Source organism: Pseudomonas sp. LBUM1678, from assembly GCF_059695575.1.
On the sequence record NZ_CP166775.1, the window covers coordinates 4,566,392 to 4,582,834 of the forward strand.

13 protein-coding genes are annotated in these 16,443 nt (G+C 60.5%); 7 read left to right on the top strand and 6 right to left on the bottom strand.

The window, feature by feature from the left end; genetic code table 11:
- Nucleotides 1–29 precede the first annotated feature (29 nt).
- Together ACA070_RS20855 and paaZ are read left to right on the top strand one after the other, a co-directional pair.
- Nucleotides 30–1,283 carry an OprD family porin gene (locus ACA070_RS20855; protein ID WP_497448156.1) on the top strand — a complete coding sequence of 418 codons (1,254 nt, stop codon included), beginning with the start codon at nt 30–32 and terminating at the stop codon, nt 1,281–1,283.
- Between the two features lie 58 nt (nt 1,284–1,341).
- Entirely contained in the window at nt 1,342–3,396 is a 2,055-nt protein-coding gene (paaZ, locus tag ACA070_RS20860) for a phenylacetic acid degradation bifunctional protein PaaZ (protein WP_497448157.1), read from the top strand.
- Between the two features lie 171 nt (nt 3,397–3,567).
- Here the strand turns inward: paaZ and ACA070_RS20865 are convergent, their stop codons facing one another.
- Genes ACA070_RS20865 through ACA070_RS20875 form a run of 3 tightly spaced genes read right to left on the bottom strand, consistent with a single transcriptional unit; the run spans nt 3,568 to nt 7,011 of the window.
- Nucleotides 3,568–4,461, bottom strand: coding sequence for a helix-turn-helix transcriptional regulator (locus tag ACA070_RS20865; protein WP_497448158.1), 894 nt, complete (start codon nt 4,459–4,461; stop codon nt 3,568–3,570).
- A complete protein-coding gene (locus tag ACA070_RS20870; RefSeq protein ID WP_497448159.1) occupies nt 4,458–5,876 on the bottom strand; it encodes an aminotransferase in 1,419 nt (472 codons plus the stop codon). Before ACA070_RS20870 ends, ACA070_RS20865 begins: the two co-directional genes overlap by 4 nt.
- Before the next feature lie 31 nt (nt 5,877–5,907).
- The gene (locus tag ACA070_RS20875; RefSeq protein ID WP_497448160.1) at nt 5,908–7,011 is read right to left on the bottom strand and encodes a polyamine ABC transporter substrate-binding protein; all 1,104 of its coding nucleotides are present in this window, start codon (nt 7,009–7,011) and stop codon (nt 5,908–5,910) included.
- 229 nt (nt 7,012–7,240) lie between these two features.
- Between ACA070_RS20875 and ACA070_RS20880 the strand changes: the two genes are divergently transcribed.
- Both ACA070_RS20880 and ACA070_RS20885 read left to right on the top strand, forming a co-directional pair.
- Nucleotides 7,241–8,023, top strand: a complete 783-nt coding sequence (locus ACA070_RS20880; RefSeq protein WP_497448161.1) for an enoyl-CoA hydratase-related protein — start codon at nt 7,241–7,243, stop codon at nt 8,021–8,023.
- Nucleotides 8,020–9,201, top strand: a complete 1,182-nt coding sequence (locus ACA070_RS20885) for an acetyl-CoA C-acyltransferase family protein (protein WP_497448162.1) — start codon at nt 8,020–8,022, stop codon at nt 9,199–9,201. The genes ACA070_RS20880 and ACA070_RS20885 overlap by 4 nt, the downstream gene beginning before the upstream one ends.
- A 138-nt stretch (nt 9,202–9,339) precedes the next feature.
- Here the strand turns inward: ACA070_RS20885 and ACA070_RS20890 are convergent, their stop codons facing one another.
- Nucleotides 9,340–10,542, bottom strand: coding sequence for an MFS transporter (locus ACA070_RS20890; RefSeq protein WP_497451998.1), 1,203 nt, complete (start codon nt 10,540–10,542; stop codon nt 9,340–9,342).
- 99 nt (nt 10,543–10,641) lie between these two features.
- Here ACA070_RS20890 and ACA070_RS20895 point away from each other — a divergent pair, with 99 nt between their 5' ends.
- The 3 genes from ACA070_RS20895 to ACA070_RS20905 all read left to right on the top strand — a co-directional run bounded on the left by ACA070_RS20895 (nt 10,642) and on the right by ACA070_RS20905 (nt 14,215).
- Nucleotides 10,642–11,406 carry an AraC family transcriptional regulator gene (locus tag ACA070_RS20895; protein ID WP_497448163.1) on the top strand — a complete coding sequence of 255 codons (765 nt, stop codon included), beginning with the start codon at nt 10,642–10,644 and terminating at the stop codon, nt 11,404–11,406.
- A 98-nt stretch (nt 11,407–11,504) separates the two neighbouring features.
- On the top strand, nt 11,505–12,626 hold the full coding sequence (locus tag ACA070_RS20900) for an HlyD family secretion protein (RefSeq protein ID WP_497448164.1): 1,122 nt from the start codon (nt 11,505–11,507) through the stop codon (nt 12,624–12,626).
- Nucleotides 12,623–14,215 (top strand): DHA2 family efflux MFS transporter permease subunit, encoded by a 1,593-nt coding sequence (locus ACA070_RS20905; protein WP_497448165.1) that lies wholly within the window; start codon nt 12,623–12,625, stop codon nt 14,213–14,215. Before ACA070_RS20900 ends, ACA070_RS20905 begins: the two co-directional genes overlap by 4 nt.
- Here ACA070_RS20905 and ACA070_RS20910 read toward each other — a convergent pair whose 3' ends face one another.
- Both ACA070_RS20910 and ACA070_RS20915 read right to left on the bottom strand, forming a co-directional pair.
- Nucleotides 14,216–14,656 carry a carboxymuconolactone decarboxylase family protein gene (locus ACA070_RS20910; protein WP_497448166.1) on the bottom strand — a complete coding sequence of 147 codons (441 nt, stop codon included), beginning with the start codon at nt 14,654–14,656 and terminating at the stop codon, nt 14,216–14,218.
- A 244-nt stretch (nt 14,657–14,900) separates the two neighbouring features.
- Nucleotides 14,901–16,343 (bottom strand): mechanosensitive ion channel domain-containing protein, encoded by a 1,443-nt coding sequence (locus tag ACA070_RS20915; RefSeq protein ID WP_497448167.1) that lies wholly within the window; start codon nt 16,341–16,343, stop codon nt 14,901–14,903.
- Between the last annotated feature and the right edge of the window lie 100 nt (nt 16,344–16,443).

Below are 16,443 nucleotides of genomic sequence, written 5' to 3' on the forward strand. Positions count from 1 at the left end.
CGACCGACTGATGCCAGGGAATAAAAACAATGAAGCCCGCACGTACCGCACCCTACGAATCACTGTTTTCGTTAGCCGCCGCATTGAGTCTGCCCATGGTCGCTCCCAGCGCCATGGCCGACTTCATCGACGACAGCAAGGCACGCATTGAAATGCGCAACCACTACATCAATCGCGATTTCCGTCAGGACAACGCGGCGCAATCCAAGGCTGAAGAATGGGCGCAAGGGTTCACTGCGCGCATCGAATCCGGGTTCACCGACGGCACCTTCGGCTTCGGTCTAGACGCGCTGGGGGAACTGGGGCTGAAACTCGACTCCAGCCCGGATCGCCGAGGCACCGGGCTGCTGCCCTTTGGCCCGAACAGCCACGAGCCTGCGGACGAGTTCAGCGAACTGGGACTGACCGGCAAGCTGCGGGTATCCAAGAGCGTGTTGAAGGTTGGCACCCTGCAACCCTTGCTGCCGGTGGCGACCTACAACGACACCCGTCTGCTGGGTTCGACCTTTGAAGGCGGCTTGCTGACCAGCCAGGAAATAAGCGGCCTGACGGTGAATGCCGGGCGTCTGACCAAGGCCAATCTGCGGGACTCCTCCAGCAACGATGACATCGGTTACGGCGCCGCCAGCAGTGATCACTTCGACTTCGGCGGCGGCAGCTACGCCTTCAGCCCGCAACTGAACCTGAGCTACTACTACGGCAAGCTCGATCAGATTTATCGTCAGCAGTTTGTCGGGCTGGTGCATACCCAGCCGCTGGGCAACGGTTTCAACCTGCGCAGCGACCTGCGCTATTTCGACAGCCAGGGCGACGGTGCCGAGCGCGCCGGACGGATCGACAACCGTAACTTCAACAGCATGTTCACCGTGTCCCACGGTGCCCACAAAGTCAGCGCCACGTACCAGCAGTTGTCTGGCGACAGCGCCTTTCCGTTCCTCAACGGCGGTGATCCATACGTGGTCAACCTGGTGACCTACAACACCTACACCCGCGCCGACGAGGACTCATGGCAGCTGCGTTACGACTATGACTTCGCGGCGCAAGGCATCCCCGGCCTGACCTTCATGACGCGCTACACCGACGGTCGCCACGTCAAGGCCGGCAACGTCGATAGCGGTCGCGAGCGTGAGCGCGACACCGACATCAGTTACGTCATCCAGAGCGGCCCGTTCAAGGACGTCAGCCTGCGCTGGCGCAACGTGACCTTCCGTTCCGGCAATGGCTTGAGTACCGCTATCGATGAAAACCGGCTGATTGTCGGTTACACCGTGGCGCTTTGGTAATCCTTGAAGGGCGCGGTAGCAATCGCGCCAACACCTTTCATAACCTGGAGGAATCGTGATGCCTCACGCCCCTACCCTGCAAAGTTTCATCGCCGGTCGCTGGATTGGCGAACACGGCGCCCAAGTGCTGCGCAGCGCCATTGATGGCCATGAGATTGCGCGCACCCACGAAGAGCGCCCGGACTTCGCCGAAGCTGTCGAACACGGTCGCCGCCAGGGCGTCAGCGCGTTGATGGCGCTGGACTTCCAGCAGCGGGCGCAGCGTCTCAAGGCGCTCGCCTTGTACCTGAGCGAACGCAAAGAGCAGCTCTACGCGATTTCCCATCACAGCGGCGCCACCCGCGCCGACAGCTGGATCGACGTCGAAGGCGGCAACAGCACGCTGTTCACCTATGCCAGCCTTGGCTCGCGGGAATTGCCGTCGGGCAACATCGTCCACGAAGGCCCGGCGATGCAGCTGAGCAAACTCGGCACCTTCGCCGGCACGCATATCCTGGTGCCCCGTGGCGGCCTCGCGGTACACATCAACGCGTTCAACTTCCCGATCTGGGGCATGCTGGAAAAATTCGCGCCGAGCTTTCTCGCCGGCATGCCGTGCATCGTCAAACCGGCCAGCGCCACCAGCTACCTGACGGAAGCCGTGGTGCGGCTGATGGACGAATCCGGCTTGCTGCCGGCCGGCAGCCTGCAATTGATCATCGGCAGCACCGGTGATCTGCTGGACCGCTTGCAGGGCCAGGACGTGGTGACCTTTACCGGCTCGGCCGACACCGCTGCCAAGCTGCGGGTCAACCCGAACCTGATCCGCAACTCGGTGCCGTTCAACGCCGAAGCCGATTCGCTGAACTGCGCGATCCTCGCCCCGGACGTGACGCCGGACGACGAAGAGTTCGAGCTGTTCATCAAGGAAGTCGCCCGGGAAATGACCACCAAGGCCGGGCAGAAATGCACCGCCATTCGCCGCGCGATTGTCCCGGCCAAACACATCGATGCGGTCGCGACCCGCCTGCGCGATCGACTGAAGAAAGTCGTGGTCGGCGACCCGTCGGTGGAAGGTGTGCGCATGGGCGCGCTGGCGTCTCACGATCAGCAAAAAGATGTCGCCGAGCGCCTGGAAAGCCTCCTGCAGAGCAGTGACCTGTTGTTTGGCGCCCGTGATGGTTTCGAGCCGCGCGGTGAAAACGTCAGCCAGGGTGCGTTCTTTGCGCCGACGTTGCTGCAATCGCGCGATCCGCACGCCGAAGGCGGGGCTCACGATATCGAAGCGTTCGGCCCGGTCAGCACGCTGATGGCTTACGAGGATCTGGACGAAGCACTGGCCTTGGCGGCGCGCGGCAAAGGCAGCCTGGTGGCGAGTTTGATCACCAAGGACCCGCAAATCGCCGCCAAGGCGATCCCGGTCGCCGCTGCCTGGCACGGCCGTTTGCTGGTGCTCGACCGCGAGTCCGCCGCCGAGTCCACCGGCCACGGTTCGCCACTGCCGCAACTCAAGCACGGTGGCCCGGGGCGTGCCGGTGGTGGTGAGGAACTCGGCGGCCTGCGCGCGGTGAAACACTACCTGCAACGCGCCGCGGTACAAGGCTCGCCGACAATGTTGGCGGCGGTCACCGGCGAATACGTGCGTGGCGCCAAGGTCATCGAGACCGAAGTGCATCCGTTCCGCCGGTTCTTCCAAGATCTGCAGATCGGCGAATCGCTGCTGACCCACCGTCGCACAGTGACCGAGGCCGACCTGGTGAACTTTGGTTGCCTGTCCGGCGATCACTTCTACATGCACTTCGACGACATCGCCGCCAAGGAATCGCAATTCGGCAAACGCATCGCCCACGGCTACTTCGTGCTGTCGGCGGCGGCCGGTTTGTTCGTCTCGCCAGCGCCTGGTCCGGTGCTGGCCAACTATGGCCTGGACACATTGCGCTTCATTACCCCAGTGGGGATCGGCGACACGATTCAGGCGCGCCTGACCTGCAAACGCAAGATCGACCAGGGGAAGAAGAGCCCGCTGGGGATACCGCAAGGGGTGGTGGCGTGGGATGTGGAAGTCACCAACCAACTGGGGGAACTGGTTGCCAGTTATGACATTCTGACGCTGGTCGTTAAACGCGAAGATTGACCCTGAGGGTTGATCACAAATCCTGTGATCAACCTACATCCCTTGTGGGAGCTAGCCTGCTAGCGATGGACGCTCAGACACCGCGTTCATTCAGACAGCACGCTTTATCGTTGACGTTCATCGCTAGCAGGCTAGCTCCCACAGGGGGCTTGGGTGGGTTGTAGAGTTGGGTCAGTGCTTGCGCAACCACTCGATAAACAGTGCAAACAGCTCCGACTGTGAACCGATATTCAACTTCAGATAAAGATTCTTGCGGTGCATGCGCACCGTCTCCGGCGAGATGCTCATCAGGCTGGCCGTGGACTTCACGGAGTGGCCCCGGAGCACCATGTGCGCCACTTCCCGCTCGCGCTCGGTCAGCAAATCGCAGCCGAACTGCTCGAAGGCGGACTGCACGCGTTGCCTGAGATCGTCACGCACGCCTTGATTGACGGTGCTGTGCTGTAAACCCCGGCGTCCAAACTCGCTGATGAATTCGCGCACCAGCGGCTCAACCGCCCGCAGCAGATTCAGCTGTTCCACCCGCAGACCTTCCCCGCCAAAGCCTTGGAACAGGCTCACCGACACCTTGGTGTCATTGCCGGTATCGACAATATAAAAACTGTCTTCCGAACTCCCGGCCCTCAAGTAGTAAGTCTTGTAGTACTCACTGTCGAAGAAGTTGTCCGGGGCAATATCCTCCAGGTGATAAAACCCTTCCGCCAGCCCCTGCTCCACCGCCAGGCAAAACGGGTCGAGCAAGTAGCCGCCGGAAAAATAGCGGTCGATGATCGACTCCCGGTATTTTTCCGGAATGCCACGCTGATACAACAACTGTGGCGGGCGGTCCTTGTGTTCCAGGCTGATCATCACCGACTCGATGGACACCAGATGCTCGAAGGCCGACACCAGGAAGTGCAGCGCGTCGGGCTCATCGATATGGGCGAATGCCTGGCGCATCTCGCCGTGCCACTTATGCAAGGCACCGAAGGGCAATGCGATCAACGTGTCGTCGTTTGGTTTGCTCATGCCCCGCAGTCTAGCGGGTGAACCGGCACCTGGTAACCGCAGAGTCGACGAACTCATTGGCCGAAGTACTGGCCGTTTTGCTCAAGCTCACCCGCCACTTCAAGAATGCACTCCCGCAGGATCTCGACGATTTCATCCACCTGCGCACAGGACAGTATCAGCGGCGGCGACATCACATTGAGGTGCATGATCGGCCGCACCAGCAACCCTCGGGCCTGTGCCCGGGAATGAATCATTTCGCCAATGTTGATCTCGTCGGCGAACAACGCCTTGGTGCGTTTATCGGCCACGAATTCCACACAGGCCATGAACTTCTGGCAGCGCACATCGCCCACCAGCGGCAAGTCGCTAAGTGTCGCCAGACGCTGTTCCAGATAAGCGCCGACGACATCGACGTGCTCCAGCAAATTTTCCCGCTCGATGATTTCAATGTTCTTCAACGCCGCCGTGCAGCAGACCGGATGGCCGCTGTAGGTGAAGCCATGGGTGAAGCAGCGGCCCTTGCCGGGCTCGGCGATGACTTTCCAGATGCGCTCGGAAAAGATGCAGGCGCCCAACGGCAAGTAAGCCGACGTCAGCCCTTTGGCCGTGGTGATGATGTCCGGCTGAACATCGAACACTTCATACGAGGCGAAGAACTTGCCCAAACGGCCGAACGACGTCACCACTTCATCGGCGACAAACAGAATGTCGTAGCGCTGGCAGACTTCCCACATGCGTTTCAGATAACCCTTGGGCGGAATGATCACCCCGCCGGAGCCCATGATCGGCTCGGCAAAAAAGCCCGCCACCTTGTCCGCGCCGATGGACAGAATCTTGTCTTCAAACTCCTTGATCAGAAACTCGAGAAACTGCGCCTCGTCCATGCCATCCGGCGCCCGGTAAGGGTTGGGGTTGGAGACGTGGTGAATCTTGTCGTTGGCGTAATCGAACTCCGGCACCCGGTCGGCAGCCTTGTTGCCAATCGACATCGTCAGGGTGGTGGAGCCGTGATACGCGTTGAAACGGGCGATGACGTGCTTCTTTTCCGGTTTGCCTCGGCAGTTCTGATAGTACTGAATCAACCGGTACGCGGTGTCCACGGCGGTGGAGCCGCCGGTGGTCAGGAACACATGATCGAGATCGCCGGGGGCCAGGCTGGCGAGTTTCTCGCACAACTGGATGGCGACGTTGTTGGACATGTCGGAAAACGGGTTTGAGTACGCCAGTTGACGGACCTGGTCGGCAATCGCGAGTGCCATTTCTTCACGACCCAAACCGATGTTCGTGCACCACATGCCGCCGACAGCGTCGAGAAAGCGGTTGCCCTCGGTGTCGTAAATATAGGCGCCGTCACCGGCAACAATGTTCAGGGAGCCCTGTTCGGCGTGTTCGTCGAACATGTGATAGCCGTGCATGTAGTGCGCTTTGTCGGCTTTGACCAAGTGGGCATTATCAACGGTGGGCACAACTTTCTTGATTGGAGTTGCCATACAAAAAACCTCAAACCGAAAAATTAAACGATCAAATCCCGCTCTTCACCGTGCTCCAGACCCGGGTCATGGCGCGCATGTCTTTCGCGTCCTGAGTCTTTTGCGGAAACAAACGCTGGCGGGTTTCGTCATCGGGATAAATCGCCGGGTTGTTGCGCACATCGGCGTGCACCAACGGCGTGGCCGCTGCATTGCTGTTGGCGTAATGAATGTAGTCAGTCACGTCCGCCATCACTTGTGGCTGCATCAAGTAATCCAGGAACTTGTGTGCGTTGGCCACGTGTGGCGCATCGGCGGGGATGTACAGGTTGTCGAACCAGATCAACGAGCCTTCCTTGGGAATGAAGTAGGCCAGTTTGATCTTCAACTTGGCCTCTTCGGCGCGGGCCATGGCGGTCGCGTAATCGCCCGACCAGGTCATGGCCATGCACACATCGCCATTGGGCAGGCTGGTCAGGTAGTTGACCGAGTCGAACTTGCGGATGTAGGGCCGGACCGACAGCAGTAAATCCTGAGCGGCTTTAAGATCTTCGGGCGCGGCGCTTCTCGGATCTCGTCCCAGGTACTTCAGGGCCAGTGGAATGACTTCAGTGGGCGCATCGACCAGGGTCACGCCGCAATCGGCGAAGCGCGAGACGATTTTCGGATCGAAGATCATCGCCAGCGAGCCAATCGGCGCATCCGGCATGCGTTCCAGGATTTTGTCGACATTGTAAGTAATGCCGTTGCTGCCCCAGGTATAGGGCGCCGAGTACAACGTGCCGGCATCAAACCCCTGCAAGTCCTGCAAGACTTTCGGGTCCAGGTTGGTCCAGCCCGGCAGCAACTTTTTATCGAGCGGCTGGAACACTTTGGCTTTGATCAGCGGTGGCGCGAGAGAGGCGTTCAACACTACCAGGTCATAACCGGAGTGGCCGGTGAGCAACTTGGCCTGAACCGTTTCATACGCATCAAAAGTGTCGTAAATGACCTTGATGCCAGTGGCTTTCTGAAAGTCGGCAATGGTTTTTTCGCCGATGTAATCCGCCCAGTTATACAGCCGCAGCGTGTTGTTATCGTCCACTTCGGCGCCGTGGACGCCCACCGACAGCGGCACGAGTAACGCACCAAGCATCACCAAGAAGGCCTTGCGCATAGCAAATTCACCTTATCAAGCGAGTTCCGATCTGGATGAGCGGATGAATCCACTATTGAGCGATTCAGCCAACGGCACCATACCCCGAATGGGTGTGTGAGCTGGTTTGCGGCGCTCGCGACTGCCCGACATGGCAAAAAGCAGCAGTTTCGTTGACTTGTTTTGTCATAGATCCAACGCCGGTCCCGCGCTTAGAGTGCCCTGCATAGAGATCACCCAGGGCACGTACATGAACGACCTGATCAAACAAGAAAGACATGAAGGCGTCCTGACGCTCACTTTTGACCGCCCCGACAAACTCAACGCGCTGAATAACAGCATGTATGCGCAGCTGGCCGACCTGTTGCTGGCCGCTGATGAAGACGCTGAAACCGGCGTGATCATTCTCACGGGCGGAGCTTCGTGCTTTACCAGTGGCAACGACCTGGCGGATTTTCTCCAGCATCCGCCGACCGATCTGGACAGCCCGGCGTTTCGCCTGATGCGCGTGGTCATCCACCTGCAAAAACCGTTGATTGCGGCGGTGTGCGGAGCGGCGATCGGCATCGGCACCACCCTGCTTCTGCATTGTGATCAGGTGCTGGTCACCCGCAATGCCCGGTTGCGCACGCCGTTCGTGAACCTGGGCCTGTGCCCGGAGTTCGGCGCAAGCCTGCTGCTGCCGCGCCTGCTCGGTCATGCCCGGGCAGCGCGTTTGCTGCTTTGGGGCGACAGCCTGGACGGTGCCGCCGCCGTCGCGTGTGGGTTGGCCAACGAACTGTTCGACGACGGGCAACAGTGCCTGGCGGCCGCCGAGCACATGGCCCGTCGCCTGCTGGCGCTCCCCCAGGAAGCCCTGCGTCAGTCCCGGCAATTACTCAAACAGACGTCGATGCCGGAACTGCAAGCCACCCTTCGCCAGGAAAATTTGCTGTTCATCAAACGCCTGAAAACCCCTGAAGCTCAGGCGGCGTTGAACGCACTCCTTAATCGCAGCACTGAAAAGACCCCCTCTACAGGAAAGCCTTCATGAACACCCCAGACGTATTTGTTGTCAGCGCCGCACGCACCGCCATCGGCTCCTTTGGCGGCTCGCTCAAAGATGTCCCGCTGGCCGATCTGGCGACCACGGCCGTCAAGGCCGCCCTGCAACGCTCCGGCGTGGACCCGGCGCAAATCGGCCATTTGGTGATGGGCCATGTGATCCCGACCGAAACCCGCGATGCGTACATTTCCCGGGTCGCCGCGATGAACGCCGGCATTCCAAAGGAAACACCCGCGTACAACGTCAACCGCCTCTGCGGTTCCGGCCTGCAAGCCATTATCAGCGCGGCCCAGACCTTGATGCTCGGCGACGCCGAGATCGCGATCGGCGCTGGCGCCGAGTCCATGAGCCGCGGCCCGTACCTGATGCCGTCCGCCCGTTGGGGCGCGCGCATGGGCAACGTCCAGGCCATCGACTACATGCTGGGCATCCTGCATGACCCGTTCCACGGCATCCACATGGGCATCACCGCCGAGAACGTCGCCCTGCGCAACGGCATCACCCGCGACATGCAGGACGCCCTCGCCCTGGAAGATCAAAAACGCGCGGCGTTTGCGATCGCCAATGGCTACTTCAATGAGCAGATTGCTGCGGTCGAAATCCGTGGTCGCAAGGAAACGACGCTGTTCAGCATCGACGAACATCCTCGTTCCACCTCACTGGAACAACTCGCGCAGATGAAGCCGGCGTTCCAGAAGGACGGTTCCGTCACTGCCGGCAATGCCTCGGGCTTGAACGACGGTGCCGCGGCATTGGTCATGGCCACCGGCAACGCGGTTCAGGCCAACAACCTGCGCCCTCTCGCCCGCCTGGTCAGCTATGCCCACGCCGGTGTCGAGCCGGAACTGATGGGGCTGGGCCCGATTCCCGCCACGCGCCTGGCGCTCAAACGCGCAGGCCTGACGACCGCTGACATGGACGTGATCGAAGCCAACATCGCCTTCGCCGCCCAGGCCTGTGCGGTCAGCCAGGAACTGGACCTCGACCCGGCCAAGGTCAACCCGAACGGCTCGGGCATTTCCCTCGGTCACCCGGTGGGCGCGACAGGGGCGGTGATTGCCACCAAAGCCATCCACGAACTGCACCGCGTCAACGGCCGTTATGCGCTGGTGACGATGTGCATTGGCGGTGGTCAGGGGATTGCGGCGATTTTTGAGCGGGTCTGAGTGTTAGAGCGACGGTGATCAAATGTGGGAGCGAGCCTGCTCGCGATGCGGTGTACCAGGCGACAATTATCTCGACTGTACGGCCGCTATCGTCGGAACGCCGCCCGGAGCAGGCTCGCTCCCACAGGGGTTTGCGGTTTAAATGTTTTTTTCGTCGATCCCGGCCTGCAGCGATTGGCTGTCGGAATGACCGCCAAGGGTTACAGGACCGACAATTGGTTTCCTTGCTGTTACCGCCAACAACAAGGCGACCCCACCGCACAGCATCAAGGTTTTGCCCAATGCCTGACCCCAGACTGCAAGCATCAGCCCACCGCCAATCAACAGGTAATACAGCAAACCAAACAGCGCACCGGCCGTGCCCAGTCGATCGCCATAGTTGGCCAAAGCGGAACCGAGAATGTTCGGGATCGCCATGCCGAACGCCAGCACCACCAGCAGCATCGGCAGTGCAAACAGAGCGCTTTTCTGCATCAGCCAGACGCCCACGCCGCCCGACAATGCCAACGCTGCCGCAAGCCGAATCAGCTGCGGCCCCTGGAACCCGCGACGCAGCAATCGCTTGTTGAGCCAGGCGCCGAAGCCGGAACCCAGGGCCAGGATTACCCCGCTGTAGCCGAACCATTGCGCACTCAGACCCAGTCGCTGAAACATGAACGGGGCGAGGCTGTAGTAGCTAAACAAGGCAATGTTGAACAGCGCCACCAACAGCGTAGAGCGCCAGATATCGCGGTCTTGCAGCATTCGCCACAGCGTCTCCAACAGCGCCGGTGTCGATACATTTTGCGGTCGGGTTTCCGGCAGGGCGCGCAGGCACCACAGCCATAACGCCGAAGACAACAGCAACAGGCAGCCCAGCACGCCTCGATAGCCGAACGCTTGCACCAGACTCGCTCCGGCGAACAGGCCTATCGCAGGGCTGGCCGCCAGTGCGATGCCCATCACCGAAAACACCTGCGCCAGTTCTGCGCCTTTGAAGCGGTCGCGCAACAGGGTTTGCGTGACGACCGAGCCCACCGCCGCACCGAACGCGGCCAGCGCCTGGGCCATCAGCAGCGCCTCGAACGTGTGGGCGTTCAGCGCCAATACCGAGGCACCGGCATACAACGCCAACCCGGCGAGCATCGAGGGCCGACGTCCGATGCGATCACACAGCTGGCCCCACACCACCACACCGAAGGCGAACGCCAGGAAATACACCGACAGGGTTTGCGCGGCTTGTTGCGGGGCGACGGAAAAGACCTGGCCGATGTCCGCCAGTGCCGGGCTGTAAAGGGTTTGGGCGATCTGCGGAAACATCAGCAACGCGATCGCCAGTATCAACAGGCTTTTGGAATTCATCACGACTTCACTCTTCAAGAAAAACTGGCAAGCAGCTTAAAGAGCGCTGACTGACGTATTATCAAGATCCTGACATTTAATCGTTTAAATCGGACAACCATGGCCTGGATTGATGCACACACACGGTTCAATCCCGATCGTTACTCAGCGTCGGTGGTCGGCATCGCCGCGACCTTGGGCGATCACGATTCCGGACTGCATCGGCATCAGCGCGGGCAGTTACTGTTCACCCGTCAGGGCTGCACGCGCATCACCCTCGCGCAGCAGTTGTGCCTGTTGCCGCCCTCCCGTGCGGCGTGGATTCCGCCGGGGATTGAACACCGCGCCGTGATGCAGCAGAGCGTCGACTACCGCTCCATTTACCTGACAGCGGATGTGTGCGCCGCGCTGCCGCAGCAGGTCTGCGTGATTGAAGTCAGCCCATTGCTGCGAGCGGTGCTGGAGCCGATCGCGCTCGCCGACTTCGACACCGATTGGCAGCAGGGCAAATTCGTTCACCTGCTGGGTCTTTGCCTGAGCGAAATTCGCGACGCGGTGCAGCAATCGATGCTGTTGCCTTTGCCGTGGGACAAACGCCTGGCGCCGCTATTGGCAACGCCCGAAAAACTGCCGCCGGAACTTCGAGTACTGGAACAACAGATCGGCGCCAGCGGCCGCACCATCGGGCGAATCTTCCAGCGTGAAACCGGCATGAGTTATCAGCAATGGCGTCAACAGTGGCGGCTGATGCGCGCCATGGAACTGCTCGCCACCGGACGCAGCATCAGCTACAGCGCTTTCGAATCGGGATTTGCCAGTGACAGCGCATTTATCGCGTTCTTCAAGGACATGACCGGCATCACTCCTGGCAATTGGCTCAAATAAGCACCTGACGACCGGCAGTAGAAATCATTTGTCACTAAATATTATCTACGTCATATTACGCGTGTAATAAAGACCCGATTTCCACAGGTACTCACTCAATGACCAGCATGCCCAGCCTTGAACCCGACGTTGCTGTCCCGGTGAGCACACCCAAGCCTCCCCTGCTCAAACGCTTGATCCTGCTGACGGCGGCCATCGCGGCTCTGGTGTTTGCCGGGCTGTACGCGACTCACTGGTGGACGGCCGGCCGCTTCATCGAAGAAACCGACGATGCCTACATCGGCGGCGACGTGACGGTGATCGGCCCGAAAGTCGCGGGGTACATCGAAGAAGTGCTGGTCACCGACAATCAGAAGGTCAAGGCCGGCGATGTGCTGATCCGCCTCGACTCCCGCGACTACCGCGCCAACCTGGCCAAGGCAGAAGGCGCGGTGGCGGCCGAAGAAGCGTTGCTCGCCAACCTCGACGCCACCGAACAACTGCAACACGCGGTGATCGGCCAGGCCCGCGCCGGTATCGATGCTGCCGGTGCCGAAACCGCCCGCTCGCGGGACGACAATGCGCGCTACAAAAAACTGGTCGGCAGCAATGCGGTTTCGGTGGAAAGCGCCCAACGCGCAGACGCCACGTTCAAAACGGCTCAGGCGCTCAGTTCGCGAGCCCAGGCCGAACTGCTGGCGGCGCAACGTCAGTTGAACGTGATCGCAACGCAAAAACAGCAAGCCCGTGCCGCCCTGATGCAGGCTCACGCCGAACGTGATCTGGCGCAATTGAACGTGGGCTACACCGAACTGAAGGCCCCGGTGGACGGCGTGATCGGCAATCGTCGGGCGCGAACTGGTGCCTACGCGCAAGCGGGCTCGCAACTGCTGTCGGTCGTACCGTCCAGTGGTCTGTGGGTCGATGCCAATTTCAAGGAAGATCAACTGGCGCGCATGATTCCGGGCCAACGGGTGATCATTCATGCCGACGTGCTGTCCGGGCAGGAATTCCACGGTCATCTGGGCAGCCTCGCGCCGGCCAGCGGCTCACAGTTCAGCGTGTTGCCACCGGAAAACGCCACCGGCAACTTCACAAAAATCGTTCAGCGGGTGCCGGTGAGAATCATCTTTGATCCAGCCGATGGCGTACTCGGTCACCTGCGTCCAGGCCTTTCCGTGACCGCTGAAGTGGACACCCGCAAGGAACCCGAAACCTCGGCCGTGGCCAGCGCGCCATGAGTCGCGCCCTCGCCGCCCCTGCGCAACCGTTCAATGCTGCCAGCATGACGACGGCGACCAAAGTCTTTGCCTTCGCCAGCATGTGCATCGGCATGTTCATTGCGCTGCTGGACATCCAGATCGTCTCCGCCTCGTTGCGTGACATCGGCGGCGGGCTCTCGGCCGGCACCGATGAAACGGCGTGGGTGCAAACCAGTTACCTGATCGCCGAGATCATCGTGATTCCATTATCCGGCTGGCTGTCGCGGGTGTTCTCGACGCGTTGGCTGTTTTGCGCTTCAGCGGTGGGTTTTACTCTCGCCAGCCTGCTCTGCGGCGCGGCCTGGAACATCCAGAGCATGATCGCCTTCCGTGCCCTGCAAGGTTTTCTCGGCGGTTCGATGATTCCGCTGGTGTTCACCACCGCGTTCTTTTTCTTCACCGGAAAACAACGGGTGATCGCGGCCGCGACCATCGGCGCAGTGGCTTCGCTGGCACCGACCCTGGGCCCGGTGATTGGTGGCTGGATCACCGACATTTCGTCCTGGCACTGGCTGTTCTACATCAATCTGGTGCCGGGAATTTTCGTCGCGGTGGCGGTGCCGATGCTGGTGAAAATCGACCAGCCGGAACTGTCGCTGCTCAAGGGCGCCGACTACTTGAGCATGGTGTTCATGGCGCTGTTTCTCGGCTGCCTGCAATACACCCTCGAAGAAGGCCCGCGCTGGAACTGGTTCAGTGACAGTACGATTCTGACCACCGCGTGGATCAGCGGCCTAGCCGGACTGGCCTTCATCGGCCGGACCTTGCACGTAGCCAACCCGATCGTCGATCTGCGCGCGTTGAAAGACCGTAACTTCGCCCTCGGCTGTTTCTTCTCGTTCGTCACCGGGATCGGCCTGTTCGCGACCATTTACCTGACGCCGCTGTTTCTCGGCCGGGTGCGTGGCTACGGTGCGCTGGACATTGGTCTGGCGGTTTTCTCCACCGGGGTGTTCCAGATCATGGCGATTCCGCTGTACGCCTTTCTGGCCAATCGCATTGACCTGCGCTGGATCATGATGACCGGCCTTGGGCTGTTCGCGCTGTCGATGTGGGATTTCAGCCCGATCACCCATGACTGGGGGGCTAAAGAATTGATGCTGCCGCAAGCCTTGCGCGGAATTGCCCAGCAACTGGCGGTGCCGCCAGCGGTGACATTGACCCTCGGCGGACTCGCGCCCGCGCGGCTCAAACATGCTTCGGGGCTATTCAACCTGATGCGAAACCTGGGGGGCGCCATCGGTATCGCCGCGTGTGCGACCATCCTCAACGACCGGACTAACCTGCACTTCACCCGGTTGGCGGAAAACCTCAACAGCACCAACGAAGCGCTGAATCAATGGCTGTCCCAGGTGGGCAACAACTTCGCGGCCCTTGGCCAGAGCGGCGATGCCGGCGTCACCGCCAGCCTGCATCAACTCTGGATGCTGACCTACCGCGAAGCCCAGACCCAGACCTACGGCGACGCGTTTCTGATGATCATGGTCTGCTTCATCATCGCCACGGCGATGGTGCCCTTGATGCGCAAGGTGCAACCACCGGCCGCGCCGTCAGCAGACGCTCACTGATCAGGCTTGAGGCATTTTGCGGAAACCGACGGCCAGACGGTTCCAGGCGTTGATGGTGGTAATGGCCACGGTCAAGTCGACCAATTCCTTCGGGCTGAACTCGGATGCCGCCAGTTCGTAGTCCTCATCCGGCGCGTGAGTCTGGCTCAGCAGTGTCAAGGATTCGGTCCACGTCAGCGCAGCACGTTCACGCGGGGTGAAGAACGGCGTTTCACGCCAGGCCGAGAGTGTGTACAGCCGGCGCTCGTCTTCACCGCCCTTGCGGGCGTCGGCGCTGTGCATATCCAGGCAGAAGGCACAGCCGTTGATTTGCGAAGTGCGCAGCTTGACCAGTTCGATCAGGGTCTTTTCCAGCGGCAGCTTCGACACCGCGGTTTCCAGCGCGATCATGGCTTTGAGTGCGTCGGGGGAAGCGGTGTAGAAATCGATGCGAGGTTTCATGGGGAGTCCAATAGCAAGTGGGGGTGGAGCTAAGTTAGTCCTGTCGGCGCCGCTGACAAATAGCCAATATTTCAGAAGTCGAGGAGGCCATTGAAGGATTTGGCGACGGTGGATTGCTGATCCGCACGTTCTGCGGCGGGCCTGCTGCCGTCTTCGCGGGCAAGCCTCGCTCCTACAGGAGTTAGCGATTCTATGTAGGAGCGAGGCTTGCCCGCGAACCGCATAGCGGCCATCCACCGAAGAACTAAGCCCGGTTACGCAACCACTGCAAAAACCCTCTCTTCTCCACAACCTTCGGCACTTCCTGGGTCAGGGTCTGCGCCTTGTGCAAGCGGAAATCCAGCAACGCCTTCATCGCTTCGCTGATGTCATGGCGCGCATCCAGGCATGGCTTGAGGTAGTCTTTTTCGATCCGATACACGCTGCAAGCGGTCTTGGCGCTGAACTCTGCCGGCAGCGCGGTATCGGACAAAACCCCACCCTCGCCGATCACCTCGCCCGGCCCCATGCGCCCGGATTCAAACTTGACGCCGCCCCGACTCAACTGCACAGAGACCACGCCCGATTCGATGATGAACAGATGATCGCTGACCTCCCCCGCCGGCAAGATCATTTCACCGGCGCGGAAGGTTTGCAGTTTCATGTTCTGGCTGAAGGTTTCTTTCTCTTCCTGACGCAGGGTCGAGAAAATGTTCGAGCTGTCCAGCAGCGCCCGCGGCCGTGACAGCTCGGCAGGTGCGTTGGATTCGACGCTCGACAGCAGGCTGACACCGGACGCCTGCAAGTGCCGGTACGCCAGGTCGAACAGCAGATTGCGCACCATGCGTTTCTGATCCATGGAGACCACAAAGCCGCTGATTTCGTACTCGACGCCACTGGCGCTGAAACCCTTGAGCGATACATTTGGCGCCGGTTTGCTCAACAGATGACGGCAACCCTGCATCGCCCGCTCCAGCGCGTCGAGCACCGTTTGCGGGCGCGCGTGCGGGCTCAGTTGCAGGCTGATCGAGACGCCGAACATATCGCTGGGCCGGCTGAAGTTGATGATCTTGGCCTTGGCCGCCAGCGAGTTGGGAATCACCGCCATGCTGCCTTGGGAGGTTTGCAGGCGCGTGGCGCGCCAGTCGATGTCAGTGACCCGGCCTTCGGTGCCGTCGATGGAGATCCAGTCATCCAGTTGATAGGGTTTGGTGGTGTTGAGGACGATTCCGGAGAACACGTCGCTGAGGGTGCTTTGCAAAGCCAGGCCGACGATGATCGCCAACGCACCGGAAGTGGCGAGCACGCCTTTGACCGGCAGTTCGAGCACGTAGGCCAGGGCGGCAATAACGGCGATCAAAAAGATCACCGCACCGAGCAAATCCTGGAGCAACCGCCCGGTATGCCCGACCCGCTGCATCATCACCGCACCGATCAACACCGTCAAAGTACGCGCGCCGAACAGCCACCAACCAATCTGCAACCCCGTGGCCGCCAGGTGCAGCGGCACGTTATCGGCCCAGGGTGCCGGCTCCAGCGGGTTCATGCCTTCGTTGAACAGGAGGATGCTGAACAACGCGAAAATCACCAGCCGCACGACCAGTTTCCAGTTGCTGCCATTGGCACTGATCAAGCGCCACAATCCGAGATCGATCAGGATCAGGACCAGTGCGCAGATCAAGGGGTGATTGGTAAGCAATGACAGCATCAAGCGACTCCAGCCATGTACGGATGGGCACAGTGTAGGAGCAATTGATGACTTCAGAACAACACAAAACACTGTGGGAGCGAGCCTGCTCGCGATGGCG

What these genes read in the sequence shown, in the direction of transcription:
- ACA070_RS20855 (WP_497448156.1), top strand. Translation starts at nt 30, where the DNA reads ATGAAGCCCGCACGTACCGCACCCTACGAATCACTGTTTTCGTTAGCC.
- paaZ (WP_497448157.1), top strand. Translation starts at nt 1,342, where the DNA reads ATGCCTCACGCCCCTACCCTGCAAAGTTTCATCGCCGGTCGCTGGATT.
- ACA070_RS20865 (WP_497448158.1), bottom strand. Translation starts at nt 4,461, where the DNA reads ATGAGTTCGTCGACTCTGCGGTTACCAGGTGCCGGTTCACCCGCTAGA.
- ACA070_RS20870 (WP_497448159.1), bottom strand. Translation starts at nt 5,876, where the DNA reads ATGGCAACTCCAATCAAGAAAGTTGTGCCCACCGTTGATAATGCCCAC.
- ACA070_RS20875 (WP_497448160.1), bottom strand. Translation starts at nt 7,011, where the DNA reads ATGCGCAAGGCCTTCTTGGTGATGCTTGGTGCGTTACTCGTGCCGCTG.
- ACA070_RS20880 (WP_497448161.1), top strand. Translation starts at nt 7,241, where the DNA reads ATGAACGACCTGATCAAACAAGAAAGACATGAAGGCGTCCTGACGCTC.
- ACA070_RS20885 (WP_497448162.1), top strand. Translation starts at nt 8,020, where the DNA reads ATGAACACCCCAGACGTATTTGTTGTCAGCGCCGCACGCACCGCCATC.
- ACA070_RS20890 (WP_497451998.1), bottom strand. Translation starts at nt 10,542, where the DNA reads ATGAATTCCAAAAGCCTGTTGATACTGGCGATCGCGTTGCTGATGTTT.
- ACA070_RS20895 (WP_497448163.1), top strand. Translation starts at nt 10,642, where the DNA reads ATGGCCTGGATTGATGCACACACACGGTTCAATCCCGATCGTTACTCA.
- ACA070_RS20900 (WP_497448164.1), top strand. Translation starts at nt 11,505, where the DNA reads ATGACCAGCATGCCCAGCCTTGAACCCGACGTTGCTGTCCCGGTGAGC.
- ACA070_RS20905 (WP_497448165.1), top strand. Translation starts at nt 12,623, where the DNA reads ATGAGTCGCGCCCTCGCCGCCCCTGCGCAACCGTTCAATGCTGCCAGC.
- ACA070_RS20910 (WP_497448166.1), bottom strand. Translation starts at nt 14,656, where the DNA reads ATGAAACCTCGCATCGATTTCTACACCGCTTCCCCCGACGCACTCAAA.
- ACA070_RS20915 (WP_497448167.1), bottom strand. Translation starts at nt 16,343, where the DNA reads ATGCTGTCATTGCTTACCAATCACCCCTTGATCTGCGCACTGGTCCTG.